Source organism: Niveibacterium terrae, assembly GCF_048213115.1.
Lineage (GTDB): Bacteria > Pseudomonadota > Gammaproteobacteria > Burkholderiales > Rhodocyclaceae > Niveibacterium > Niveibacterium terrae.
This window is the reverse complement of record NZ_CP172404.1, coordinates 233,869-258,496: the sequence shown is the minus strand read 5'-3', so window position 1 is coordinate 258,496 and position 24,628 is coordinate 233,869. Positions and strand designations below refer to the sequence as shown.

Here is a 24,628-nt window from a genome sequence, read left to right as displayed (position 1 = left end):
GCTTTCGGCAGCCGCCACAATTTCGCGCGAGAATGTGTTTTTGATCCACCGAGATCCGCGATGAGCCTCACTGTTGAAGAACCGATCGAGCTGTTCCGGACCTGGCTCAATGATGCCGGCAAGAGCGAGCCGAACGACCCCAATGCGATGTCGCTGGCCACCGTCGACAGTGACGGCATGCCTTCGCTCAGAATGGTGCTGCTCAAGAGCTTCGACGAACACGGCTTCGTGTTCTATACGAACCTCGGGAGCCGCAAGGGCCGCGAGCTGGCCGCGAATCCGAAGGCCGCACTGTGCTTTCACTGGAAGAGCCTGCAGCGTCAGGTTCGCATCCAGGGCCACGTCGAAGCGGTCAGCACCGCCGAAGCCGATGCCTATTTCGCGAGCCGCGAACGCGACAAGCGCATCGGCGCCTGGGCGTCCCGCCAGTCCGAAGCGATGGAAGGCCGCTGGGAGCTCGAAAAGCGGGTTGCCGCCTACGCGCTGAAGTTCGGTCTCGGCACGATACCCCGCCCCGAATTCTGGTCAGGCTTCCGCGTTGTCCCCGAGCGAATCGAGTTCTGGAAAGCCCACCCTTTCCGGCTCCACGAACGCGTCGTCTGCACGCCCAGGGCCGAGGGCGGCTGGGACAAGCTCACGCTCTACCCCTGAGCGCTCAGTAGATCTCGCAGTTCTCCATGCCCAGCGCAGCCTGGGCGGGATTCATCGGACTCATGATCCAGGCCTCGATCGCCCTCTCGCTCATCGGGCGCCCCAGCAGAAAACCCTGCAGCAGGTCACAACCCACCGCGCGCAGCAGGCGAAGCTGGGCAAGGTTCTCGACGCCTTCGGCGACCACCGTGTAGCCAAGGCTGTGCGAGAGGGCGACGATCGAGCGGACGATCGTGTGGGCGTTGCGATCCTCGGTGCTGCGCATCACGAATGCCCGATCGACCTTGACCGAATCAATCGGCATCCGCGACAGATAGGACAGGCTCGAATAGCCGGTACCGAAATCGTCGAGCGCGATCGAAACTCCGAGTGCCTTGAGTCTGGCCATCTCGCGCAGCGCGCTCTCGGCGTCGCGGACGATGATGCTCTCGGTCAGCTCGAGCTCCAGCCGATCCGGCGGAATGTTGTAGACCCTCAGCGCTTCGGCGACGAGGTCGCAGAAGTCGCGGCTCTCGAACTGGGGCGCTCCGATATTGACCGCGATCCGCGGCAGGGGCAAACCGGCTTCCTGCCAGCGCGCCAGAGTCGCGCAAGCGGAGAGCAGCACCCATTTGCCGATCGGAACGATCAGCCCGGTCTCCTCGGCCACCGGAATGAAGCGTCCCGGCATCATCACCGTGCCGTCGGCCTGGTGCCAGCGCAGCAGAGCTTCGGCGGCGATCAGCTGACCGCTGACGAGATCGACCTGGGGCTGGAATTCGAGGAAGAGTTCGGATTCGTTTTCGAGCGCGCGTCTGAGCCCGTTCTCTATGCTCAGCTGCTCCATCGCACGCAGGTTCAGATCGGGCGTATAGAAGCGGTAATGACCTCGCCCGTCCTCCTTGGTCGCATACATCGCGAGATCCGCGCTTTTGAGCAGAGTCGCCGCATCTGAACCATGCTCGGGGCAAACGCTGATACCGATCGAAAAGCCGATCCGGAAAGACTGGGCATCGATCTCGACGGGCTGCACAAAGGCGTTCAGGATGCGGCGGGCGATCGCCGAAAGCTGCTCAATGCTGCAGAGCTGGCGCGCCAGAATCACGAACTCGTCCCCACCCAGGCGGGCAACCAGATCCCCGTCGCGCACGCAGTGCCTGAGCTGCTCGGCGATCATCACCAGCAGACGATCGCCCGCCTGGTGCCCCATCGTGTCGTTGATCCGCTTGAACAGGTCGAGGTCCAGGAAAAGCAACGCGATCTTCTCGCCAGACTCGTGGTGAGAGGCCATCGCCTGTTCGAGCATCTGATTGAAATAAGCGCGGTTCGGCAGACCGGTCAGCGTATCGCGCTGAGCGAGATCGAGCGCCTTGGCGGTCGCCTCTTCCAGCTCCCGGGTTCGCAGCTGGACCCGGTGTTCGAGCTTGTTCTGGTATTCGAGCAACCTTGCCCGCGACGCGCCGAGGTTGTCCACCATCAGCTGGAAAGCACGCGCAAGATCGGCCAGCTCGTCGTTGGCGCGGATCACAACGGTCTGGCCGAGCCGCCCCTCGGCGACTTCGCGAGCCACCCCGGCCAGCTCATGTATCGGCTGAACCAGACGGCGGGTCAGCATCAGGGTCAGCACGATTGCGAGCGCGGTGACGACGATTGCAAACCGGGCCGTCTCCTTGACGAAGACGACGGCTTCGGAGCGCGCCCGCTCGCTGCTCAGAACCACGCGGGAATAACCCTGAAGCGGGCCGCGCGCATCGACACCGGGAATGGGCGTGACGAAATCGAGCAGCCCATCCCCTTCACTGTCGAAGCGCACTTGGTCGAGCGAAGGCCATTGCTGATCCGGCAAAGGCCGAATCCCTGTCGTGGTCCGGTAATCGGCAAGCGGGCGATGCGCAGGATCATAAACCGCGGCGAACACGACATCGCGGTTGCTGGCAAGCTTGCCGAGCATTCCCTTCAGCTCGGCGCGGCTGTCGATGGGAAGCAGCTTCTTCGCGCCGTTCGCCATCTGCCGGACCAGCATGTCTCCGGTCTGCTTCTGGGCATCGAAGGACAGGCGCGACTGGGTCCGGACGACCGCGACGCCGATCGCGACCGAACTGAAGAGGATGACGCAGACAGCCAGCAAGTTGAGCTTGGCGGCAATCCCGAGTGGACGGATTCGCAGAAGCGCACGCATAGGCCCGCAAGTGTATCCGCTGAGCCGCGAGACTGCGAAGCCCCGAAGCAAAGAGAGCATCGCAGCGCGAGGCGGCTCGGGATAGAATCGGGGCGATAACCAAAAAGGATTGCCCCGTGCAGTACCGGATCATCCCTGTTACCCCCTTTCAGCAGAACAGCAGCCTGATCTGGTGCGATAACACGCGCCAGGCCGCCATCGTCGACCCGGGCGGCGAGGTCAAACGCCTGCTCGGCGAGATCGAAAAACAAGGCCTGAGCCTCTGCAGCATCCTGCTGACCCACGGCCATGTCGATCACATCGGCGGAGCCGAAGAGCTCTCCCGCCTGACCGGAGTGCCGATCACCGGACCGCATCAGGACGATGCCTTCCTGTTCGAAACCCTGCCTCAGCAGTGTCGGATGTTCGGCTTCCCCCCTTTGCCCGCCTTCACACCGGAGCGCTGGCTCAGCGAGGGCAACACCGTGCGCATCGGCGACGAAGAACTCTCCGTCCTGCACACGCCCGGCCACACGCCCGGCCACATCGCTTTATTCAGCGCGCACGCTCGCCTGGCCTGGGTCGGCGATGTGCTGTTCTATAGTTCGATCGGGCGAACCGACTTCCCGCGCGGCAATCATGAAGCTTTGTTGCACTCGATACGCAGAAAACTCTGGCCGCTGGGCGACGACGTCCGCTTCATCCCTGGCCACGGCCCGATGTCCGATTTCGGACGCGAACGCCGCAGCAACCCTTTCCTCGCCGAATCTTGATGAGAACTCCGATGCGCATCGCGATGCTCGAGGATGACCGAGACCAGTCCAGCACCGTCGCCGCCTGGCTGAACGAGGCCGGCCACGACATCCATCAGTACGCCCACCCCCGCGAACTGATGAAGATCGCCGGGCGCGAAAGCTTCGACCTGTTCCTGATCGACTGGAACCTGCCCGAGATCAGCGGCGAAGCCGTGCTGACCTGGCTCAGGAAGGACAGGGGGGATCTGACTCCAGTGATCTTCGTGACCGCCCGCGATGCCGAGGAAGACATCGTTGCGGCGCTGGGGGCCGGCGCCGACGACTACATCGTCAAGCCGGTGCGGCGGCTGGAGATGATCTCGCGGATCGAAGCGGTTCTGCGCCGCTCCCGCCCGCGCGAACCCGAACGCGAACTGGATCTTCCGCCCTATCACTTCGACCTGCTCGCAAAGCAGTGCTTCGTCTCTGGAGAGCTGGCCGAACTGACCGACAAGGAATTCGAGCTGGCGCTCTTCATGTTCCGCAACGTCGGGCGCCTGCTCTCGCGCGGCCACCTCCTCGAAGCCGTATGGGGGCGCAACCCGAACCTTGCGACGCGGACAATCGACACGCACGTCTCGCGACTGCGCTCCAAACTCGCTCTGCGCCCCGAGAACGGTTTCCGGCTGGTCCCGACATACAACTACGGATACAGACTGGAACAGGTCTCTGCCAGTTAACCTGGCAGAGACCAAACAAGCCTCTTGATCGTCCAAAGCCGCTTGGGTGGCTTTGGACTGGGTTGAATCGACGAAGCCAGTTAACCTGGGTTGGATCGATGAAGGTCAGTTAACCTGGCAGAGACCAAACAAGCGACTTGATCGTCCGGGGAATCACTTCGGCGATTTCAGACTGTCGCGGATCTCGCGCAACAGCAGGATGTCTTCGGGCGTCGCAGCGGGAGCCGGCGTTTCGGCCGGCTGGGAGCGCTTGAGCTTGTTCATCGCCTTGATCGCGACGAAAATCGCCGCGGCGACGATGAAGAAGTCGACAACGGTATTGATGAAGGCGCCGTACTTGAGCAGCGGCGCGCCCGCCTTTTCGGCGGCTTCGAGCGAATCGAAGACCTTGTCACCGAGGTTGAAATAGAGCTGTTTGAAGTCGACTCCGCCCAGAAGCCGGCCGACAACGGGCATGATCACATCCTTGACCAGAGATTCGACGATCTTGCCAAAAGCGCCGCCGATGATCACGCCGACCGCCAGATCAACAACATTGCCCTTTAGTGCGAACTCCTTGAACTCCTGGATCAGACTCATGAGGATCTCTCCTGTCGGGGAATGTGAAAGAATCCGGGAATCCGGATCGGTAAAGATGCGAGAAGTGTCTCGCGCCCGCCCCCGGCAAGGCAAGCCGTCATGAATGCACCTGGAGTCATCGTTCTCACCGAAGACGGACAAGCCGCCGCCGCCGACCCCCAGGCGCTGAAACTGCTCGACGTCTCCAGCCTTGCCGAGCTCGCGACGCATCTGGCCGGCTGGCCGGCGCTGCCGGCCGGGATCACCGAGTCCCACGTCGGCGGGCTCAGGCTGCTGATCGTCAGCGACCCTCGCCCGCTGCAGCGCGCCGAGACCCTCTGCGAGGACGTCCGCCATCTGCTGTCCCACGACCTGCGCGCGCCGATCGCGACGGCGATCTCGCTGTCCGAAAGCGGCACCGACGGCACCTTCCCGGCAAGTCCCGAACTTTTCGCCCGAGTCGGTGAGCTGGCCGGCGAAGCGTTGGAGCGGGCCGACAGCGCCCTGCAGCTTTTGCGCACCCGATCGCTGGACCCGGCGCGTTTCGACGCCGTCGATCTGGTCCGGATCCTCCACGAAGCGAGCGAGGAACGCTGGGCCCGTGCCCGCAAACACAAGATCGTGCTGAAAGTCGATGACTCGGCCGCCGCGGACGGAGAAGCGCTGGTCAGTGGCGACATCGACATGCTGCGCCGCGCGCTGGTCGAGCTGATCGACAACGCGATCCGCCACGGTAGGGCGCCGGCGACGATCCTGATCCGCATCGACGCCTCGGAATCGAGCTGGACGGTCTCGGTTCGCGACGAAGGTCCGGGCATCGCCGCCACCGACCTGCCCAAGCTTTTCGAGGCTCCGCAGAGGCGCGGCCGAAGCTTCGGCTACGGAGCCGGTCTTGCGCTGGTCCGTCTCGTCGCCGAGGCCCATCACGCCCATGTCAGCGTCGAGAGCACCAACGCTGGCAACCTTTTCTGCCTGACTCTGCCCCGCCTGCCCTGATGTCCTCATCCGTCCTACTGCGCATTGCGAAGATTCTCGGTTTCCTGCTCGGAGCCCTCTGTGCCGCCTTCGCGGCCAGCGCGCTCTTCCTGCTCATCACCTGGGACGGCGTTCAGCTCCAGGTCCAGCTCGCCCGCGAATTCCGCGACCGGCTGATGCGCCCTCTGGCGATGGAGCACGCGCCCAGGCTGCGCTTCCAGCCTGGTCCGACTGTCGTCATCGACGGCCTCGCGCTGGGCAATGCGCTGGGCGCAGGAATCCCGATCAAGGCTTCGCGCGTCGAAGCTTCGCTCGCGCTCTTTCCGCTGCTGCGCGGAAAGTTCGAGGTCGAGCGTCTGCGCGTGCTCGATCCGGAAGTGAAGCTGACGCGCGAAGCGGACGGCGAACTCGACCTCGCCGATCTCGCCAAACTGTTCGACGAGACGCCTCGCCCCTGGCCCATCCTCTGGCAGCTCGAAGGCATCTCGATTGAACGCGGCCGGCTCGAATACCTCGAGGGCCGCAAGACCAGCGCTCTGCGCTTCGAGCGGATCTCGCTAACCACTGGCCCGCTGGGCCAGGGCGCCCGCGGCCGCATCACCGGTTCGGCTTCGCTGACCCACGGCCCGGGAGATGCCAGCGGCGGCGCCGAACTCGATCTCGCGTACCGCTTCGGCGATAAACATTACGAGCTCGACTACGCTTCGCTGCGCTTTCGCGGCGAAGCACTCGGCGCGACGGGCCTCGATGCAACCCTCAATGTGCGCGACGGCTCTGGCGAGCCTGGCAGAGCGCCGACCCTGAAGGGCCTTTCGCTGCGCGGCCACGGCCGCTTCGGCACCAACGAGATGGAAGTGAAGGCGAACGCGAAGGAACTTGCGAACCTGAACTCCGCACTGGCGCTGCAAGGCCTGGAAGCGAAACTCAAACTCGACGACGGAAAGCAGCGCGGAGAAATCGAACTCGAACTGCCCGCGCTGGCGCCGCGCGAAACCGGTCAACCAGGAGACGCTTTCAAGCTCGGCATCAAAACGCGGGGCGAGGATTCGCACGGCGAGGCAAGCCTCGCCGGTCGCGCCGCTTTCCGCAGCGCATCCGGCTTCATCGATCTGTCGGCCCTGGATCTGCACTGGAAAAACGTCGGCCACGGTCCGGCTCAGTGGTCGGCCCGGATGGGCGGACGCATCGCCTTCGCGCCCCTCTTCCAGCGCGGCGAAGCCCAGCTCGAAGCTTCGCTCGATGCCTCCCGGCTCAAGCTGAACACCTCCTACGCGGCCAATCGCACCCCCCCCTGGCAATACGAGGCAAGCGCGGAGCATATCGATCTGAACCGCCTCGCCAGTCGGCTCGGCCTGAGCGGCCCGAGCGCACTGCTCAGCGCCCTCGCCGCCCAGCCCGCCCACGGCCAGCTCAGATCGAATGGCGTGGCCGTGGCAGGACTCCACGCTGGGGAACTGTCGGCAATGCTGACGACCGGTAACGGAGAACTCCTGGCGGAGAGCCTCAAGGCCCAGATGTACGGCGGAACGCTGAGCGGTTCGCTGCGCTATCAGAGCGCAGGCTCGCTGCTGACGCTTGACCAGAAGTTCGACTCGATCAACTTGGCGGCCCTCTCGGCCGATCTGCACCGCCCCCTGCCGGTACACGGCGAACTCTCCGGCCACTGGCTGCTGCACTCTCCGCTGGGCCCCTCCGGCAAGGCCTTCAATGCTCTGTCGGGCAAGACTTCCTTCGTACTGCACAAGAGTGCCTGGCAGGGAATGGACGTCGCGAACCTGCTGCGTGCGGTCAGGCCCGCGCTGAAGGGCCGCGGCCAGGGTGAGCGCGCCAGCCAGCCCCGCGAGCACGAGGATTTCGATGCGCTCGCGATGGACTGCAGCCTCAACGCCGGCCTTGCCAGCTGCGCCAGCTTCAGCGGCGCGAACTCCTGGCTGCGCCTCGGGGGAGGCGGAAAGCTCTCGCTGCCCGAAGGCCGACTGGACTGGCTGGTCCGGCTCGCAATCCAGTCGCACGGCAAGATCGAGCGCGATCTCGCCGGCCTGCGCGGTCTGACCATTCCGATGCGGCTCAGCGGACCGCTGAACCGCCCGCAGTGGCGGCTGGACTGGAACTCGCCGACGCCTGCACCGGCCAAGCCGGCGCCCTCCCGCCCCGCGCACCCGCTCGCCTCGGCCAGCGCCGCGGGCTGATCCGTGATCTCTGCCTCAGGCCGTCCGGGCCCGCGCTGGACGGCTGACGAGGCAGGGCTACACACTGAGCGCTCCGTCAAGGCTCCCGGGATATGGCTCTGGCATCGGTTTTCAGTCGCGCGCTCGAAGGCATGGACGCACCGGAAGTCGCGGTCGAAGTCCATCTCTCCGGTGGCCTGCCCTGCTTCTCGCTGGTCGGTCTGCCCGAGACCGAAGTCCGTGAAGCCCGCGACCGGGTCCGCGCCGCGCTGCTGACCTGCAATTTCGACTTCCCGCAGAGCCACATCACCGCGAACCTCGCTCCCGCCGATCTACCCAAGGAAGGCGGTCGCTTCGATCTGCCTATCGCTCTGGGCATCCTCGCCGCGTCAGGTCAGATCAAACTCTCCGCGCTCGCGGACACCGAGTTCGCCGGCGAGCTGTCGCTGACCGGCGCGCTGCGCCCGGTGCGCGGAGCGCTGGCGATGGCACTGGCCACGCGGCATTCCGGCCGCAAGCTGCTGCTCCCGGCCGGCAATGCCGCCGAAGCGGCGCTAGCGAGCGGAGTCCAGGTCATCGCCGCGGCGAGCCTGCTCGAAGTCGTCGCGCACCTGAACGGCCAAGCGCCTCTGCCTTTCGCCGAGCCTTCCGCGCGCGCTTCGCTGCCGATCTACCCCGACCTCGCCGACGTGCGCGGTCAGCTCACCGCCCGCCGGGCGCTGGAGATAGCCGCGGTCGGCCAGCACTCGCTGCTGCTCTTCGGGCCGCCGGGAACCGGCAAGTCGATGCTGGCCCAGCGCCTGCCCGGCATCCTGCCGCCGATGAGCGAGGCCGAAGCGCTGGAATCGGCGACGATCCTGTCGCTCGAAGGCAGCTTCGAAGCCCGGAACTGGGGGAGAAGGCCAGTCCGCGCCCCTCATCACTCCGCTTCCGCGGTCGCCCTGGTCGGAGGCGGCAGCACTCCGCGGCCGGGCGAGATCTCGCTGGCCCATCAGGGCGTACTCTTTCTCGACGAACTCCCCGAGTTCGACCGCCGCGTGCTCGAAGCGCTGCGCGAGCCGCTGGAGACCGGCCGGATCAGCGTCTCGCGCGCGGCCCGGCGCGCCGAGTTCCCGGCCCGCTTCCAGCTCGTCGCGGCGATGAACCCCTGCCCCTGCGGCTTTCACGGCTCGCCTTCGGGCCGCTGCCACTGCACGCCCGAGCAGATCCACCGCTATCTGGCAAGGCTGTCCGGCCCTTTCCTCGATCGCATCGACATCAGCGTCGAAGTCGCCGCGATCGCCTGCGAGGATCTCCGGGGACGGCCGGGAGAGGCGTCGGCGCCGGTGCGCAAGCGGGTCTGCCGCGCGCGCGAGACCGCGCTCGAGCGCCAGGGTTGCGCAAACGCGTTGCTCGAAGTCGCCGAACTCGACGAATTCTGCCAGCCCGATCCGGACGGCGCCCGCCTGCTCGCCCAGGCCAGCCTCCATCTTGGCCTCTCCGGCCGTGCGACGCACCGACTGCTGAGGGTCGCGCGCAGCATCGCCGACCTCGCTGGTGCGCAGCGCATCGGCACGGCGCAGATCGCCGAAGCGATCCAGATGCGGCGCAGTCTGCTCCCGCCCCCTTAGCACCCCGCTCTGGCGCTGTTATGCTTGCACGATTGCCTGATCGAGACAGCCATGAACCTCCCCCTTCCTGGAAAGTCCACGCTCGTCAAATGGGTCGCCCTGACCCTGCTCGGGCTGATCCTGCTCGCCGCCGCCTACGTCTGGGCAACGCTGAGCTACTCCTATGCGGACGGAGAACGAGCCGGCTATCTGATCAAACTCTCGCGCAAGGGCTGGGTCTGCAAGACATGGGAAGGCGAGATGCAGATGATCTCGATTCCCGGCGCGGCGCCCGAGAAGTTCTATTTCACGGTCAGGGACGATGCCGTCGCCGCGAAGATCAACACGCTGCTCGGCAGGCAGATCACGTTGAGCTACACCCAGCACGTCGGAGTGCCTTCGAGCTGCTTCGGCGACACCCCCTACTTTGCCCACGACATCGCGCCGGTCGGCAAGTAAGACCATGGTCATCGAGCGCACCAACGCCCTGCCCCCCCCTTCGCCCGAAGAACGGGAGGCGAGTCGCGCGCTCGCCCGCGCGATCGCAGAAGAGATCACCGCAACGGGAGGCTGGATCCCCTTCTCCCGCTACATGGAGCTGGCGCTGTATAGCCCAGGCCTCGGCTATTACGGAGGGGGGGCGCAGAAGTTCGGCGCGGCGGGCGACTTCATCACCGCCCCGGAGCTGACGCCGCTGTTCGGCCAGAGCTTGGCAGCCCAGATCGCCGAGCTCTTCGCGCAGACCTCCCCCGTAATCCTCGAAGTCGGCGCCGGCAGCGGCCACCTCGCGGCCGACCTGCTCGCCTCACTCGCCGCGCTCGGTTGCGCACCCGAGCGCTATTCGATCCTCGAGCTCTCCGGCGAGCTTCGCGCGCGGCAGAAGGCCCGAATCGCCGAGCGGACGCCCGATCTGGTCGAGAGGGTTCAATGGCTGGACAGCCTTCCCAACGCTTTCGACGGAGTCGTCATCGGCAATGAAGTGCTCGATGCAATGCCGGTCGAGCTTGCCGTCTGGCGCGAAGAGGCGATCCTGCAGCGCGGCGTGCGCGTCGAAGGCGACCGTTTCAATTGGGAGGATCGCCCGGCGCAAGGGCTTCTGGCGCGGGAAGCGGAAAAGCTCGCCGTGACCCCGCCCGTGGGTGGCGAATATGTCAGCGAGATCGGCCTCGTCGCGCAGGCCTGGATCGCCGAATGGGCGCAGCGCCTTGCGCGGGGCGCGCTGCTGCTGATCGACTACGGCTATCCGCGGCAGGAGTATTACCTGCCGACGCGCAGCTCGGGAACGCTGAGCTGCTACCGCCTTCACCGCCACCACGACGAGCCTCTGCTCTGGCCGGGCTTGTCGGATATCACGGCCTTCGTCGACTTCACCGCGATCGCCGAGGCCGGCTTCGCTGCAGGCCTCGATGTGCTCGGCTACGCCGATCAGGCGAACTTCCTGATCAACTGCGGCCTGCTCGATCGGCTCGCCGAGCGCGGACCGGTGGACAGCGCCGACTACCTGCGTGCGGCGCGTGCGGCCCAGAGCCTGATCGCTCCGCACGACATGGGCGAAGCGTTCAAGGTGATCGCTCTGGGCCGCGGCATCCGCAGCCCACTGCGCGGCTTCCAGCGCGGCGATCGATTGCACACGCTGTAGCCACGAAGCGATGTCAGAGCGCGCCCGCTCCGGCCGTCGCCTGGCAGACGTAGATCGAAGCGCTCTTGCCTTCTGGCGAGCGGTAATCGCGTTCGACCGCAGCCTTGACCGCATCGACCAGGCCATCCGGCACCAGCGCGACGACGCAGCCACCGAAACCGCCACCGGTCATCCGCACGCCGCCTTCCGTGCCGATCACGCCCTTGACGATCTCGACGATGCGGTCGATGCCGGGCACCGTGATTTCGAAGTCATCGCGCATCGCTACGTGCGAGCCGGCCATCAGCTCGCCCATCCGCCGGATGTCGCCGGCAGCCAGCGCTTCGGCGGCAGCGAGCGTGCGCTCATTTTCACCGATCACATGGCGGGCGCGGCGGTACACGACGGCATCGAGTTCCGGCTCAGCCGCGAGCAGAGTCTCCAGCGTCACGTCGCGCAGCGCCTTGACGCCGAAGTGGCGGGCGGCCTCCTCGCACTGGGCGCGGCGGGTGTTGTATTCGCTGTCGACGAGGCCGCGGCGGATGTTCGAATTGATGATGACGACCGAAAAACCGGCGGGCAGCGAGACCGAACGGGTCGCGAGGCTGCGGCAGTCGATCAGCAGCGCGTGATCCTTCTCGCCGAGCGCCGAGATCAGCTGATCCATGATCCCGCAGTTGCAGCCAACGAACTGGTTCTCTGCGGCCTGGCCGTTCAGTGCCAGTTCGGCAGCAGTGACATCGAGCTTGTAAAGCGTCTTGAAGGCCTGACCGACCGCGACTTCGAGCGCGGCCGACGAGGACAAGCCAGCGCCTTGGGGCACGTTGCCGGCGATCGCGAGGTCGGCGCCGCCAAAACTGAAACCGCGCATCATCAAATGCTTGACGACGCCGCGCACATAGTTCGCCCACATCGCATCGGGACGCGACTCGATAGGCTTTGCGAGGTCGAACTCGTCGCTCGCGCCTTCGTAGTCGGCCGCGATGACGCGGACGATCGAATCGGAGCGGGCACGGCAGCTCACCGCGGTCTCGAAGTCGATCGCGCAGGGCAGTACGAAACCGTCGTTGTAGTCGGTGTGCTCACCGATCAGGTTCACCCGGCCCGGCGCGCGGACCGTCTGGCCGCCGTCACCGAAATGGGCGGAAAAGGCAGCCTGGCTGCGTTCAACAGGAGTCATTCGGAAGCCTCGCGGAAATGGATATCGCTGAGCGCGCGCAGCCGGTCGGCGGCCTGTTCGGCGGTCAGGTCACGTTGGGATTCAGCCAGCATCTCGTAGCCGACCATGAACTTGCGCACGGTCGCCGAGCGCAGCAGCGGCGGGTAGAAGTGCGCGTGCAGTTGCCAGTGCTCGTTCTCTTCGCCGTCGAAGGGGGCGCCATGCCAGCCCATCGAATACGGGAAGGAGCACTGGAACAGGTTGTCATAACGGCTGGTCAGCTTCTTCAGCGCAATCGCGAGATCGGCCTTCTGCTCGGCCGTCAGATCGGTGATCCGGCGCACATGCTCCTTGGGCAACAGCAGGGTTTCGAAGGGCCAGGCCGCCCAGTAAGGGACGACGGCGAGCCAGTGTTCGGTTTCGACGACGGTGCGCGCGCCATCGGCGATCTCGCGCTGGACGTAGTCGAGCAGCAGCGGACGACCGTGTTCGGCGAAGTAGGCCGCCTGGCTACGCTGCTCGGCCGCCGCTTCATTGGGCAGGAAGCTGTTGGCCCAGATCTGGCCGTGCGGGTGAGGGTTTGAGCACCCCATCATCGCGCCCTTGTTCTCGAAGACCTGAACCCAGGGATAGGTCTGGCCGAGCTCGGCACTCTGCGACTGCCAGGTCTCGATGACGTGGCCGATCGCATCCAGCGACAGTTCGGGCAGCGACTTGCTGTGGTCGGGCGAGAAGCAGATCACCCGGCTCGTGCCGCGCGCGCTCTGGGCCTGGAACAGCGGATCGGCGGATGCCGGCGCTTCGGGCGTGTCGGTCATCAGCGCCGCAAAGTCGTTCGTGAAGACGAAGGTGTTCGCGTAATCGGGATTGGTCTCTCCGGTCACGCGCTTGTTGCCGGCGCACAGGTAGCAGTCGGGATCGTGCGCGGCGCGCACGCTGCGGTCAGCGGTCTCCTGCTGGCCCTGCCAGGGACGCTTGGCGCGATGTGGCGAAACCAGCACCCACTCGCCCTTGAGTGGATTGAAACGCCGGTGCGGATGGTCGACGGGATCAAACATGGTGCGTCCTTCAGCTTTCGTAACCATTGGGATTGCGCGACTGCCAGTTCCAGGTGTCGCGAGTCATGTCGTCGAGGCTGCGCGTTGCACGCCAGCCCAGCTCTCTTTCTGCGAGCGCCGGATCGGCCCAGCATTCGGCGATATCGCCGGCGCGACGCTCGACGATCTTGTACGGAAGATCACGGCCGACGGCGCGGCTGAACGCGGCGACCATCTCCAGCACGCTGTTGCCGCGCCCGGTGCCGAGGTTGTAGATATGGATTCCGGGCTTGCCGTGCTTCGCGTTCAGCGCCGCGATGTGGCCGTCGGCCAGATCGACAACGTGGATGTAGTCGCGCACGCCGGTGCCGTCCGGAGTCGGATAGTCGTTGCCATAGACCGACAGGAACTCGCGCCGGCCGACCGCGACCTGGGCCAGATAGGGCATCAGATTGTTCGGGATGCCCTGCGGGTCTTCGCCCATCAGCCCAGACGGGTGGGCGCCAACCGGATTGAAGTAGCGCAGCAGCGTCACCGACCAGTCCGCGTTCACCTTCTGGAAGTCGCGCATGACCTGTTCCATCATCAGCTTGGTCCAGCCGTAGGGGTTGGTCGCCGTGGTCGGGAAGTCTTCGCGGATCGGCACCGAGGCCGGATCGCCATAGACCGTCGCCGACGAGCTGAACACGAAAGTCTTGACCCCGGCCTCGCGCATCGCGGCGAGCAGCACGAAAGTGCCGCCGAGGTTGTTTTCGTAGTATTCGAGCGGCTTGGCGACCGATTCGCCGACTGCCTTCAGGGCCGCGAAGTGGATCACCGCATCGATCTTCTGCTCGGCGAAGACGCGATCGAGCAGCGCGCGGTCGCGAACATCTCCCTGATAGAGCGTGGGGCGTTTCCCAGTCAGCGCTTCGATGCGGTCGAGGACGATGGGATTGCTGTTGCAGAAATTGTCGACGATCACCGGGGTCAGTCCGGCGGCGATCATCTGCACGCAGGTCAGGCTGCCGATATAGCCGGCACCGCCCGTCACGAGAATCTTCATCGAGAATCCTTTCAATCTTCTTTGCAAAGAGGGGCCGGCCGCCACCGCTGGGGGAAGGGACGGGTGCGGGGCAGCCGGCAGTAAGCTTCAGGCCGTCTGGGCCTCGCGGACAGCTTCGGTCACGCTCAGGCCAGGCAGGTTGAGGCCGATCAGATCGCGGCAGAGACGGGGCAGAGCCTGTTCCTCTTCATCGAAGAGATGGCAGGCGCCCGCGGGAATGCCCAGCTGCACCATCTCGCCGCGCGGCACGATCGTGTCTCCGTGCGCTTTCGCGATCAGCGCATCGGCGCTGCAGGCCTGTTCCAGATAGATGAAGGTCGACTCGCCGAGGCGCTCGGTCCATTTGACGCCGCGCAGCAGGCCCTGGATGCTCTTGTCGCCGGGCAGGATGTGCTCTGGGCGCACGCCCAGCGTGACGCGGGCTCCGGGCGCAAGCCGCGTCGCATTGACCTCGGCCTCCAGTTCCTCACCCGTTTCGAGCTTGACCCGGGCGAGTTCGGGCGTCGCCGACAGCAGCGTCGCCGGCAGAAGGTTCATCTTCGGCGAACCGATGAAGCCCGCCGCGAACAGATTGCGCGGCCGGTGGTAGAGCTCGAGCGGAGCGCCGACCTGGGCGATGCTGCCGTAACGCAGCGTCGCCTCGCCGCTGTTGAGCAGCACGATCTTGTCGGCCAGCGTCATCGCCTCGACCTGGTCGTGCGTCACATAGACCATGCTCGCCTGTCCGAGGCTGCGCTGCAGCCGCGCGATCTCGATCCGGGTCTGCACGCGCAGCGCCGCATCGAGGTTGGAGAGCGGTTCGTCAAACAGGAAGACCCCAGGCTCGCGGACGATCGCCCGGCCGATCGCCGCGCGCTGCCGCTGACCACCGGAGAGCGCCTTGGGTTTGCGGTCGAGCAGGTGCCCAACCTGGAGGATCTTCGCCGCCTTGTCGACCCGGGCGTCTATCGCTTCGCGCTCGGTATGGGCGAGCTTCAGCGCGAAGCCCATGTTCTCGGCGACCGACATGTGCGGGTAGAGCGCATAGCTCTGGAACACCATCGCGATGCCGCGCTCGGACGGGGGGAGCCCGTTCATCCGCTTGCCGTCGATCAGCAGATCGCCGGAAGTGATCTCTTCGAGACCAGCGATCATCCTCAGCAGAGTCGATTTACCGCAGCCGGAAGGGCCGACGAACACGCACAGTTCGCCGTCGCCGATTTCCAGATTGACGTCCTTGATCACCGGCACGTTGCCGTTGTAGACCTTGTGGATCGCCTTCAGAGTGATGCTGGCCATGTCTCTTCCTTGTGTTCTATTTGCTCTGCAAAAATTGTGGCTCAGGAGGGGATCAGTCCGCGCGCGCGAGCGAGCGCCAGAGCCCCCCAGCCGGCCAAGCTAGCCTGCGTCTCAGCGACCACGCTGAGCGGCCCCGAGAAGAAACCGTCGTCCGCGATCAGGAGCCGGAAAGCCTCGGCGAAGCGCGGCTCACCGGCGATCACGAAGCGGGAAGCCGGATTGATCCTGAGCGCCCGACTGTTCTTCAGCGTCTGCAGATCGGCGCCCAATACCGCACCGAGCAGGAAGCTGATCCTCTGGGCATGCCCGTAAGGGCAGTAATGTTCGAGCTGGCGAACCAGGACCGCGATCCGCCCCAGGCCAAAGTCGCGCCCGTAGCGGGCGCCCGTGGCCAGCATCTCGGCATCGAGCGGTTCATCCGCTTCGCCCTGCCCCCCCGTCATCGCGCAGAGCGCCTCGAAGAGCTCGGTGCTCATGCTCGCCGCGCTGCCAGCGATGCGCTGTTCGCGATCGAGGCGCACGAAACGGGTCCGCGATCCGGCGAAAACGGCAATCGCCTCATCCTGGAGCTTCAGGCTATCGATGAGACCGATCGCTGCGGTCTCTTCGCCGGCCATCCGGTCCATCGCCTCGCTGTTGTGCAGGCCGATGTCGGAGCACAAGGTGCGCACGCCAGGGATCAGCCAGACGGGCCGATCGCCGGTCTCCGGAAGCGACGAAGAAACCATGGCTGCGGCGAGCTCAAAGAGCCCGCCAGGCACTGTAAGCGCAAGCTCCCCGGACGCGATCGCGCCTGATGCGAGGATCAGATCCACGCCGTCAAGAATTACGCCGCTGAGCCCACCCGGCCCTTCGCCTTCGTGCTCGCCTGTCGCCACCCAGCCCTGATCCATTCGCTGCCACTGCGTGGCGCGCATCAGGTTCTTGCTTGTGGCTATCGTCAGGATCTTCATCTTCATTGCCTTCGCTTCGCAAGCATCTTCATGCCGGAGCGAAGCGCGATCAAACGATGATTTTTAGGGCTGCCCCCAAATTCCGCTCAATGCAAATCCTGGCTGGCCGCCCCCACTCACCAAACACCATTTGCGGCAGCGCTCGCGAATGCGCCGCGCGGCAGCGTCCAGAACATCCCTCGGAATCTTCCGCAAAAAAAGGGCCGCCTTGCGCCAGGCAAGACGGCCACCACAGGGGAGGGGGGCCTCCCATACAGGAAAAACGGGGTGGTCAAACGACGGCCGCTTGCGCGGCCGTCACAGGCTTACCACCAGGACTCGACCTGGACACCCATCGAGCTTCCGGTGGTCTTGTCACCGTAGGCATCGGTGGCAACATAGCCCTTGGCGGCTTCGTTCCACTTCGCGTAGGTGTAGTACAGGCGCACTTCCGGACGCGCAAAGGCGCTACGGCCGGCGGCGGCGGTCAGCGCGACCGTAGCCTTAGTCAGGTTCTGGTTCAGCGTCGAACCATCGGACTTCTTGCGCTTCAGCTGGGTCCAGCCGATTTCAGTTACCGCGCCCCAGATCTCGTTGAAGTGGTAGTGCGGACGGGCACCGACCGTCATCCACTGCTGCTCGGTATAACCGAACCAGGAGGCATCAGGCGCTTCGGCCCATTGCGCAGCATCGAACTTGTCCTTGCGGTACAGCGCGGTGCCGAGCATGGTCCAGTGGCCGTCAGCCGACGTGTAGTTCACGCTGTCGAAAACCTGCAGCGTGCTGTCTTGCTTGCTGACCGGAGCGCTGCCGGAAGACCAGGCCTTGACCTGACCGAACTGGCCGTTCGCATTCGAGCCCTTGCCGTATTCCAGGCCGAAGCGGTGCCAGGCGTTGATGTCGCCGAACTTGACATCGTAGAAGCCGCCGAGGTACCAGCCGTTCGGAGCCTGATAGGCGCCGTCGCGGCTGCCGATGCCCTTGGTGAAGCCGGCGATGCCGGTCAGGTAGCCGTCGGTGTGCAGCTTGATGCCGTCGAGGCGGAACAGATTCGAGTAGTAGTTGGTGTCGGTTTTATCGGTCGAAGCACCGTTGTAGTTGTTCGCGGTGCGCTCGATCGCATAGCTCAGCTTGGCGAAGCCCAGATCGAGGTTCTCGATGCCGGCGCCATCGCCGTCACCGTTCAAATACTTGTAGTCCAGCATGTGGATGTCCGGACGGTCGTAGTAGCGGCGACCGACCCAGATGCTGGCACCTTGCAGGACGCCCGTACCGAGGTTGTGGCCCGAAGCGTACATCTGCGACCAATTGACCTTGGTGGTACTGTCGGTGAGTCCGCCGTTCTGCCGATAAGATGCATCGCTGGCCAACATCGTGTGCATCTTCCAGACCGTGCCGTTGGACATCGTCGGCAGCTCGGCATCGACGCCGATTTCAGCGTAGTCGTCGCATTCGTTGCCGAGACGATACTTGGCCGGGCCGAGGCCGAAGCACTGGGTAGTACGTCCATCACCAGCGGCACCGATACCGGCGCGGATATAACCGTTGCTGGTCACTCCGGGAGATGCCATCGCACCGGCCGACATCAGCATCACAGCGGAAGCAATTACGCGCAACGTAAACTTCGTTTTCATCTCTTGTTCTCCTCTACTTTCAGGTCCACCTTCTGTGGCTGTCAGCGATCCGCCCCTCTTGCGGACCGCGTCTTCTTGACCGGGGTTTTCCCCCGGAATTTCTTTTGGTACGGCGCACCGCCTTGCGGCTCGCCGTACCCGGATTGTTCTGTCATAACCCACTTTGCCGCAAACGACCATTTTTTATGGGCCCATCAAAAAAAACTTAACGTGCTTGCCAGCCGCCCTAGAGCCGATACTTCTCGACAATGCCGCGCATTTGGCCAGCCAGTTTTTCGAGCTCGCGCGCCAGCGCCGCGCTTCCCGCCGAACTGAGGCTCCCCTCCTCGGCGATCCGGGCGACCTGCTCGACGCTCAGCGCGATCGCCGTCGAGGCCTTGCCCTGCTCCTGGATCGCGTGACTGATCTCGGAGACGAAGCCGACAGCCCGGGTATTCGCGTCAGCGATCCGGGCGATCGCCGCGCGCGCATCGCGCGCCCGCTCGACGCCGACGCCGACCCGTTCAACCGCAGTCTGCATGCCGCCAACCGCTTCGCGCGCCCCGCCGCGTATCGCCTCGACCATCGCCGAGATCTCCTGGGTCGAACTCGCAGTCCGCTCGGCGAGCTTCCTGACCTCGTCGGCAACGACCGCGAAACCGCGCCCCTGTTCGCCGGCGCGCGCGGCTTCGATCGCCGCATTGAGCGCCAGCAGGTTGGTCTGTTCGGCCACCTCGCGGATCACCGAAACGATCCGCGAGATCCGCTCCGAGTCCGCTTCCAGCGTCCTCATCCGGCCCGAGGCATCCTCGACCGTAACGGCGATCTCGTGGATGTCGTCGAGCGTCTTGTGGATCACTTCGCCCCCGCTGACCGCCAGCTGTCCGGATTCGCGCGAAACCTCCTGAGCCTCGGCCGAGCGGTCGCCGACATGGGCGATGCTCACCGTCATCTCTTCGATCGCCGCGGCCATCGCCGCCGCCGACTCGCTCTGTTTGCCCGCCGTTCCGGCGCCCTGGGCGGCGCTTTCGGCAACGCGGCTGGCCGCATCGTTGACCTGGGCAACTCCGTCGCTCAGCGCGCGCAGACTGCCATTCAGGCTTTCGAACAGCTGGTTGAGCTCGGCGGCGATCTGCCCCAGCTCATCGCGGCCGCCCACGGGCAGGCGCAGCGTGAAGTCGTGGTCGCGGCTGATCCGTTCGACGGTCTGGTGCACCTGGGAGAGCGCGCGCCGGATACCGAGCACGAGAAAAGTCCCGATGATCGCGACCGTCGCGATGCCCACCGCGATCACGCTCCAGATGCCAACCCGCCCCTTGATCGCGTCAGAGGATGCCGAATGCTGATCCTCGCTCATCTGCGTCTGGATATAGGCCGCATGAGCGCTCAGCGCGGCGAGCGCCTTCTGCGCCGCCGGAGCCAGATCGTTCTCGATCGCATGCCGACCGGCGTCATCCATGTTCTTGCGCGACAGGTCCAGAACTTCCGGAATCACCGCCAGGTAGGCATCGACCGCCTGCCGATCAGCCTTGAGCAGAGTCTGCTCCTGAGTGCTCTGCGCCCTCTTCTGCTGGTCCTCGAGCGCGGCGAGCAGCGCCCGTTTGTCCGCCTGAAGCGCTTTCTCGGCCAGATCCTTCTTCTGGTCGAGCAGATTGGTCATATGGGTGAAGACATCGACATGGACGCGCAACAGCGCGATCCGAGCACCGTCGATCGCACCGATCGCCGGAATCGTCTGGCCATTGGCCCGCTCCAGAGCCCGGTCCAGACCAGCCGCGCTGAACAGACCGGCAAAGCCGACCAGCAGCAGCGCCGCGGCTGCGACGCCGACCATGATCCACAGCCGCGCGGCAATACTGTGCGCTTTCATCACAACCCTCCTCGGGAGGGCGTGGGAGGCACAATGCCTCCCACGCCCCAAGCGGCATCAATCAATTACCGTCGCGGATGAACTCGACGTCGTCGAAGTTGCCCCAGTTGCCGGTCGCGCCATCGATGACCAGCCCAACGGTGCAGCTTCCCTTGCCGACCTTGATCCCGCTGATCGTGTATTGCGCCCACTTCTGCCAGCCGGTGTTGGTAACCTTGGCGCTATAGGTCTTGCCATCGCCGCAGTCGCGGGCGACGAGCTCAATGCCCTTCTCGCCGCCGCTGCCCATCACCCAGCCCTTGAAGCTGTAGGTGCCGTCCGTGAGTCCCTTAAAAGTGCGCAGGACATCAACCTTGAAGGGCTCGCCCGCCCAGTAGTGCAGCGACTGCTGACCGCTGTGCGCATTGCCGGGGTTGCGTTCGTTGCTGATCGCGCCGGTCGTGCCGGTGATCGTCCAGGTGTCGAGCTTGCCGCCTTCGAAACTCGGATCCTCGAAGCGGTTGCGACGCTGAACCACGGTCACGTCGGCCTGAACCTTGAGCGGCTGATTGACCAGCTCGCCCTGAAGCTTGAACGTTCCCGGCTGAGCCAGCTTGTCGGCGGGAATCTCTTCCCAGCCGACGAAGGCGCTGCGCTGCGCATCATCGTTGTAGGTCACCCGGACACTGTCCGGCGGCGAGAAGGGTTCGCCGACAAAGGCGGTCAGCTTCAGCGGCTCGACCGGCAGCGCATGGGGCACATCGGCGGCAGTTCCGGCTTCGCGGACGCGGCGGAACACTTCGAGCGAGGGCAACGCCCGGCCCTTGAAGTCGAACATGGCCTGGTTGTCCCAGGCATTACCCTCGCCGGTGCGCCAACCCGCGCCCTTGACCGGGAACCAGCCCGGCTCCCAGTAGAACACGCCGGCACCGCGCTGCCCCGGAACCTGGGCAACCGTGTTGATCACGTCGCGGATCAGACTTGCCTGGCCCTGGACCGTCGCCTGGTAGCCGACGCCCTTGGCCATGTCCTTGTTGAACAGATTGGCGAAGCCGTCACCATCCTCGTTCGTGTAGCCGTAAGCGGTCTCCATCACAACGACCTCCTTCATGTAGCGGGAGGAGATGTCGTCGAGGTTGATCTGCAGGTCTTCGAGCGTACCGTGCCAGTACGGGTAGAAGGACAGACCGATGATGTCGTAGTCGACGCCGCGCTTGGTCAGCATGTCGAAGACCCGGCGATACAGATCGTTGCTTGCGCCGTTCGCGAGGTGCACCGCAACCTTGGTCTTGCGCTCGGGATCGGCTTCGCGAACCGCCTTGATGCCCTGAGTCAGCAGCGCGACGAAAGCGTCGTCACCGCCGATCTTCTCGTCCGGAGTCGATTTCCAGGTCTTGCCATCCGGCCACAGCATGCCGCCGTTCAGTTCGTTGCCAACCTGGACCATGTCCGGAAACACGTTCTCGGCACGCATCGTCTTCAGCACATCTGCCGTGTACTGATGGACCGCGTTCTGCAGTTCCTCGCCCGAGAGCTTGGCCCAGGCCGCCGGCTTGTGCTGCTTTTCCGGGTCGACCCAGAAGTCGCTGTAGTGGAAGTCGAGCTCGAGCTTGAAGCCCGCAGCCTTGGCCCGCTTGGCCATCCTCAGCGTCGCCGCGAGGTCGTTGTTGCCGCCCCCGACCGGCTCGCCCTTGCGGGAGATCGTCTTGCCGCCCTCGACGACGTCGGCCGCATTGACCGGGTTGTTCCACAGACGCAGCCGGATCCAGTTGACGCCGCTCTCCTTGAGGATCGCGAAGCAGTCCTTCTCGTTGCCCTGGGCATCGTAGAACTTGGCGCCCAAGCGTTCCATCTCGTCGAGCATCGAGATGTCGGCGCCCATCATGAAGTCGGAGCGCAGCTCGGAGACTGGCTGGACCGTGATCGGAGCGTGGAGATCGGCGGCGGCCAATACAGCGGCGGGAAGGCCGGCGCACAAGCCCGCGGCGGCGAGAATCAGCAGTTGCTTACGGATACGTGCCATTCAGAATGTCCCCTCTTGTATAACCCGTCCTTGTCGCGGACGTGGGCAGAGTCCGCCCAAGCCGTCAGGATGACGGGCTGGGCGGACGGATGGATGGTGCGTTCAGCCCTTGACGGCTCCCGAAGTCAGGCCCGAGACGAGCCACTTCTGGGTCACCAGGAAGAGCAGGGTCAGCGGCATGCCGGCGAGGATCGCGGTGGCCGCGAAGTCTCCCCACAGGTAGCGCTGGTTGAACAGGAAGAGCCGGGAGCCGATCGCCAGCGTCAGCTTCTCCTCGTCATGCATCAGCACCGACGCGACCGGGTATTCGATCATGCCGCCGAGGAAGGCGAGCACGAAGACGACGACCAGGATCGGCACGGCCATCGGCAGAAGCACATGCAGGAAAGCCTGGAACGGTGTCGCGCCATCGACCGCCGCGGCCTCTTCGAGTTCGCGCGGCACGCTGTCGTAGTAGCCCTTGATCAGCCAGATGTGCTGGGCAACGCCGCCCGTATAGGCGAGCGCCAGACTCCAGTGGCTGTTCAGCCCCAGCCACGGAATGAAGTCGCCGATCCGGTCGAACAGCGCGTAGATCGCGACCAGGGCCAGCACCGACGGGAACATCTGCAGCAGCAGCAGCGCGTTCAGCAATGCATCACGCCCCCGGAAACGCATCCGCGCAAAAGCGTAGGCGCTAGTGATCGACAGCGCCAGCGACACGACCGCCGAGATGAACGCGACCTTCAGCGAGTTCCAGATCCAGATCAGCACCGGAAAAGGCGGCTTGACGAGGTGACCGTCGGCATCCAGATAGGACATCCCCAGCGCGAGCCGCCAGTGCTCGAAGCTGATGCTCTTCGGGATCAGGCTGCCGCCGGCGAAGTTGCCGGGGCGCAGCGAGATCGAGACGATCATCAGGAAGGGCAGCACCGTGATCAGGATGAACAGCAGCATTGCCGAATGGGTGGCGAAGACGCGCCAGCGGTGGGACTTCTTCAGAACGATTGCCATGATGTCGGGCTCTCAAACGTTGTTGCTGTTGACCTTGAACAGGCGCAGATTGATGATCGCCAGCGCAGCGACGATCAGGAACACGATCGACGAGATCGCACAGGCGAGCGCGTAGTTCTGGCCCGAATCCTGGAACGCGATCCGGTAGGTGTAGGAAGCCAAGAGGTCGGTCGCGCCCACCGGCACCTGGGTGTCGAGGTAGTCAGGCGCACCGCCGGTCAGCAGCGCGATTAGCGTCAGGTTGTTGAAATTGCAGGCGAAAGACGCGATCAAGAGCGGCGCGATCGGTTTGCCGATCAAGGGCAGCGTGATCCGGAAGAAGTTGGTCAGCGGCCCCGCGCCGGCCAGCGCCGATGCCTCGTAGAGTTCGGACGGGATCGCCTTGATCAGCCCCATCGACAGAATCATCATGTACGGGTAACCGAGCCAGGTATTGACGATCAGCACCATGGTCCGGGCCAGCGTCGCATCCGAGAACCAGCTTGGCCGGACGTCGAAGAACAGGCCGAGCGCCATGTTGATCTCACCGAGGTTCTCGTTGAACAGACCGCGGAAGATCGGAATCGAAATGAAGGCCGGCACCGCATAGGGCAGGAACAGCATCATCCGGTAGAAGTTGCGATAGCGCAGCGCATCCCAGTTCAAAGCGGTCGCGAGCAGGATGCCGATCGCAAAGGTGAAGATCGTGTTTAGCGCCGCGAAGCTGACGGTCCAGCCGAAGACCCGCCCGAAAGGCTCGAAGAAGCGCTTGTCGGTGAAGATCTGCACGTAGTTGTCGAAGCCGACATTGACGCGGAAACCCGGTTCGACCGGTTCCCCGGATGGCTTGACCCAATAACCCTGCTTGAAGTCGGGTTTGAGCACGACACCTTCGGCGACATCGGTCAGTGTGCCATCGGCATTGCGCTTGAAGGCCGGTTTCATCGCCGAGAAGCGGCGCAGGCTGGAGAGCCGCAGTTCGGTGCCATCGGGCAGCGTTGCAACCACTTTTTCCAGCGCCGGTTGGAGCGCAATCACGTCCTTCAGGAACAGCGGATCCTCGGCGGGCTCGGCGGGCGCCGCAGTCAGCGGAGCCTTGACCGTCTTGCCCTCCAGAGCGATCGCCTCGGAGACGAAAACCTTGTCATCGTCGGACGTGAAAGCCAGTTTGTATTTCTTGCCCTGGGCCGGGTAGAGCTTGAAGCCCAGGCTGTCTCCGGTCGAATCGGTCCGGTTGAGCAGGACCTCGGTTGCCCGGTCGAAAGGCAACAGGTGACTGGAGCTGTAGTTCGTGAAGCCGATCAACAGCGTATAGACCATCGGAAGGACGATGAAGACCAGTGCCGCAATGATGCCGGGAACGACATACCGCCACGCGTAGAAGCGCGGCGACAGGTAGACCCAGGTCGCCAAACCGAGCAAACCGAGCTCGGCTACGGCCAGCGCGGGTTGATGCGCCATGTAGAAAACCACTGCCAGCGCCAGCCCGGCCAACAAGGCCACAGCTCCCAGCGCCGCAAGCGCAATATGTGAATACGACCGCCTCATGC

Annotated in this window: 20 protein-coding genes; 8 read left to right on the top strand and 12 right to left on the bottom strand. The window is 64.8% G+C overall.

Annotation, left to right across the window (positions count from 1 at the left end; all coding sequences use genetic code 11):
• Positions 1-60 precede the first annotated feature (60 nt).
• Positions 61-651 (top strand): pyridoxamine 5'-phosphate oxidase, encoded by a 591-nt coding sequence (pdxH, locus tag ACHFB9_RS01130; protein ID WP_417069140.1) that lies wholly within the window; start codon positions 61-63, stop codon positions 649-651.
• 4 nt (positions 652-655) lie between these two features.
• Here the strand turns inward: pdxH and ACHFB9_RS01125 are convergent, their stop codons facing one another.
• Positions 656-2,809, bottom strand: coding sequence for a putative bifunctional diguanylate cyclase/phosphodiesterase (locus ACHFB9_RS01125; protein ID WP_417069139.1), 2,154 nt, complete (start codon positions 2,807-2,809; stop codon positions 656-658).
• Between the two features lie 116 nt (positions 2,810-2,925).
• Here ACHFB9_RS01125 and ACHFB9_RS01120 point away from each other — a divergent pair, with 116 nt between their 5' ends.
• Both ACHFB9_RS01120 and ACHFB9_RS01115 read left to right on the top strand, forming a co-directional pair.
• Positions 2,926-3,561 (top strand): MBL fold metallo-hydrolase, encoded by a 636-nt coding sequence (locus ACHFB9_RS01120; RefSeq protein ID WP_417069138.1) that lies wholly within the window; start codon positions 2,926-2,928, stop codon positions 3,559-3,561.
• Positions 3,561-4,262, top strand: a complete 702-nt coding sequence (locus ACHFB9_RS01115) for a response regulator transcription factor (protein ID WP_417069137.1) — start codon at positions 3,561-3,563, stop codon at positions 4,260-4,262. The genes ACHFB9_RS01120 and ACHFB9_RS01115 overlap by 1 nt, the downstream gene beginning before the upstream one ends.
• 153 nt (positions 4,263-4,415) lie before the next feature.
• On the opposite strand, the gene mscL is transcribed toward ACHFB9_RS01115, so the two are convergent.
• The gene (mscL, locus tag ACHFB9_RS01110; protein ID WP_417069136.1) at positions 4,416-4,841 is read right to left on the bottom strand and encodes a large conductance mechanosensitive channel protein MscL; all 426 of its coding nucleotides are present in this window, start codon (positions 4,839-4,841) and stop codon (positions 4,416-4,418) included.
• Between the two features lie 99 nt (positions 4,842-4,940).
• Between mscL and ACHFB9_RS01105 the strand changes: the two genes are divergently transcribed.
• The 5 genes from ACHFB9_RS01105 (at position 4,941) to ACHFB9_RS01085 (ending at position 11,191) form a co-directional block, all read left to right on the top strand.
• Entirely contained in the window at positions 4,941-5,816 is an 876-nt protein-coding gene (locus ACHFB9_RS01105; RefSeq protein WP_417069135.1) for a sensor histidine kinase, read from the top strand.
• On the top strand, positions 5,816-7,984 hold the full coding sequence (locus ACHFB9_RS01100) for an AsmA family protein (RefSeq protein WP_417069134.1): 2,169 nt from the start codon (positions 5,816-5,818) through the stop codon (positions 7,982-7,984). Before ACHFB9_RS01105 ends, ACHFB9_RS01100 begins: the two co-directional genes overlap by 1 nt.
• Positions 7,985-8,076: 92 nt before the next feature.
• Positions 8,077-9,573: a YifB family Mg chelatase-like AAA ATPase gene (locus ACHFB9_RS01095; RefSeq protein ID WP_417069133.1), complete on the top strand. Its 1,497-nt coding sequence runs from the start codon at positions 8,077-8,079 to the stop codon at positions 9,571-9,573.
• Positions 9,574-9,624: 51 nt separating this feature from the next.
• Positions 9,625-10,011 (top strand): hypothetical protein, encoded by a 387-nt coding sequence (locus ACHFB9_RS01090; protein ID WP_417069132.1) that lies wholly within the window; start codon positions 9,625-9,627, stop codon positions 10,009-10,011.
• 4 nt (positions 10,012-10,015) lie between these two features.
• Positions 10,016-11,191: a class I SAM-dependent methyltransferase gene (locus ACHFB9_RS01085; RefSeq protein ID WP_417069131.1), complete on the top strand. Its 1,176-nt coding sequence runs from the start codon at positions 10,016-10,018 to the stop codon at positions 11,189-11,191.
• Positions 11,192-11,204: 13 nt separating this feature from the next.
• Here ACHFB9_RS01085 and galK read toward each other — a convergent pair whose 3' ends face one another.
• From galK to malF, 10 genes are all read right to left on the bottom strand, one after another.
• A complete protein-coding gene (galK, locus tag ACHFB9_RS01080) occupies positions 11,205-12,350 on the bottom strand; it encodes a galactokinase (protein WP_417069130.1) in 1,146 nt (381 codons plus the stop codon).
• Positions 12,347-13,387 (bottom strand): galactose-1-phosphate uridylyltransferase, encoded by a 1,041-nt coding sequence (gene galT / locus ACHFB9_RS01075; protein ID WP_417069129.1) that lies wholly within the window; start codon positions 13,385-13,387, stop codon positions 12,347-12,349. Before galT ends, galK begins: the two co-directional genes overlap by 4 nt.
• A gap of 10 nt (positions 13,388-13,397) precedes the next feature.
• Positions 13,398-14,411, bottom strand: coding sequence for a UDP-glucose 4-epimerase GalE (gene galE / locus ACHFB9_RS01070; RefSeq protein ID WP_417069128.1), 1,014 nt, complete (start codon positions 14,409-14,411; stop codon positions 13,398-13,400).
• Positions 14,412-14,498: 87 nt separating this feature from the next.
• Positions 14,499-15,689, bottom strand: a complete 1,191-nt coding sequence (locus ACHFB9_RS01065; RefSeq protein ID WP_417069127.1) for an ABC transporter ATP-binding protein — start codon at positions 15,687-15,689, stop codon at positions 14,499-14,501.
• Between the two features lie 41 nt (positions 15,690-15,730).
• Positions 15,731-16,648: a 2-dehydro-3-deoxygalactonokinase gene (locus ACHFB9_RS01060; RefSeq protein ID WP_417069126.1), complete on the bottom strand. Its 918-nt coding sequence runs from the start codon at positions 16,646-16,648 to the stop codon at positions 15,731-15,733.
• A gap of 299 nt (positions 16,649-16,947) precedes the next feature.
• Positions 16,948-18,255, bottom strand: coding sequence for a maltoporin (locus tag ACHFB9_RS01055; RefSeq protein ID WP_417069125.1), 1,308 nt, complete (start codon positions 18,253-18,255; stop codon positions 16,948-16,950).
• A 226-nt stretch (positions 18,256-18,481) separates the two neighbouring features.
• Positions 18,482-20,104, bottom strand: a complete 1,623-nt coding sequence (locus tag ACHFB9_RS01050) for a methyl-accepting chemotaxis protein (protein WP_417069124.1) — start codon at positions 20,102-20,104, stop codon at positions 18,482-18,484.
• 61 nt (positions 20,105-20,165) lie between these two features.
• Positions 20,166-22,106 (bottom strand): glycosyl hydrolase 53 family protein, encoded by a 1,941-nt coding sequence (locus tag ACHFB9_RS01045; protein WP_417069123.1) that lies wholly within the window; start codon positions 22,104-22,106, stop codon positions 20,166-20,168.
• A 102-nt stretch (positions 22,107-22,208) separates the two neighbouring features.
• Positions 22,209-23,099, bottom strand: a complete 891-nt coding sequence (gene malG / locus ACHFB9_RS01040; protein ID WP_417069122.1) for a maltose ABC transporter permease MalG — start codon at positions 23,097-23,099, stop codon at positions 22,209-22,211.
• A gap of 12 nt (positions 23,100-23,111) precedes the next feature.
• Positions 23,112-24,626: a maltose ABC transporter permease MalF gene (gene malF, locus ACHFB9_RS01035; protein WP_417069121.1), complete on the bottom strand. Its 1,515-nt coding sequence runs from the start codon at positions 24,624-24,626 to the stop codon at positions 23,112-23,114.
• Positions 24,627-24,628: the final 2 nt, after the last annotated feature.

Coding starts and splice junctions, on each gene's coding strand:
- pdxH (WP_417069140.1), top strand. CDS start 61: ATGAGCCTCACTGTTGAAGAACCGATCGAGCTGTTCCGGACCTGGCTC.
- ACHFB9_RS01125 (WP_417069139.1), bottom strand. CDS start 2,809: ATGCGTGCGCTTCTGCGAATCCGTCCACTCGGGATTGCCGCCAAGCTC.
- ACHFB9_RS01115 (WP_417069137.1), top strand. CDS start 3,561: ATGAGAACTCCGATGCGCATCGCGATGCTCGAGGATGACCGAGACCAG.
- mscL (WP_417069136.1), bottom strand. CDS start 4,841: ATGAGTCTGATCCAGGAGTTCAAGGAGTTCGCACTAAAGGGCAATGTT.
- ACHFB9_RS01105 (WP_417069135.1), top strand. CDS start 4,941: ATGAATGCACCTGGAGTCATCGTTCTCACCGAAGACGGACAAGCCGCC.
- ACHFB9_RS01100 (WP_417069134.1), top strand. CDS start 5,816: ATGTCCTCATCCGTCCTACTGCGCATTGCGAAGATTCTCGGTTTCCTG.
- ACHFB9_RS01095 (WP_417069133.1), top strand. CDS start 8,077: ATGGCTCTGGCATCGGTTTTCAGTCGCGCGCTCGAAGGCATGGACGCA.
- ACHFB9_RS01090 (WP_417069132.1), top strand. CDS start 9,625: ATGAACCTCCCCCTTCCTGGAAAGTCCACGCTCGTCAAATGGGTCGCC.
- ACHFB9_RS01085 (WP_417069131.1), top strand. CDS start 10,016: ATGGTCATCGAGCGCACCAACGCCCTGCCCCCCCCTTCGCCCGAAGAA.
- galK (WP_417069130.1), bottom strand. CDS start 12,350: ATGACTCCTGTTGAACGCAGCCAGGCTGCCTTTTCCGCCCATTTCGGT.
- galT (WP_417069129.1), bottom strand. CDS start 13,387: ATGTTTGATCCCGTCGACCATCCGCACCGGCGTTTCAATCCACTCAAG.
- galE (WP_417069128.1), bottom strand. CDS start 14,411: ATGAAGATTCTCGTGACGGGCGGTGCCGGCTATATCGGCAGCCTGACC.
- ACHFB9_RS01065 (WP_417069127.1), bottom strand. CDS start 15,689: ATGGCCAGCATCACTCTGAAGGCGATCCACAAGGTCTACAACGGCAAC.
- ACHFB9_RS01060 (WP_417069126.1), bottom strand. CDS start 16,648: ATGAAGATGAAGATCCTGACGATAGCCACAAGCAAGAACCTGATGCGC.
- ACHFB9_RS01055 (WP_417069125.1), bottom strand. CDS start 18,255: ATGAAAACGAAGTTTACGTTGCGCGTAATTGCTTCCGCTGTGATGCTG.
- ACHFB9_RS01050 (WP_417069124.1), bottom strand. CDS start 20,104: ATGAAAGCGCACAGTATTGCCGCGCGGCTGTGGATCATGGTCGGCGTC.
- ACHFB9_RS01045 (WP_417069123.1), bottom strand. CDS start 22,106: ATGGCACGTATCCGTAAGCAACTGCTGATTCTCGCCGCCGCGGGCTTG.
- malG (WP_417069122.1), bottom strand. CDS start 23,099: ATGGCAATCGTTCTGAAGAAGTCCCACCGCTGGCGCGTCTTCGCCACC.
- malF (WP_417069121.1), bottom strand. CDS start 24,626: ATGAGGCGGTCGTATTCACATATTGCGCTTGCGGCGCTGGGAGCTGTG.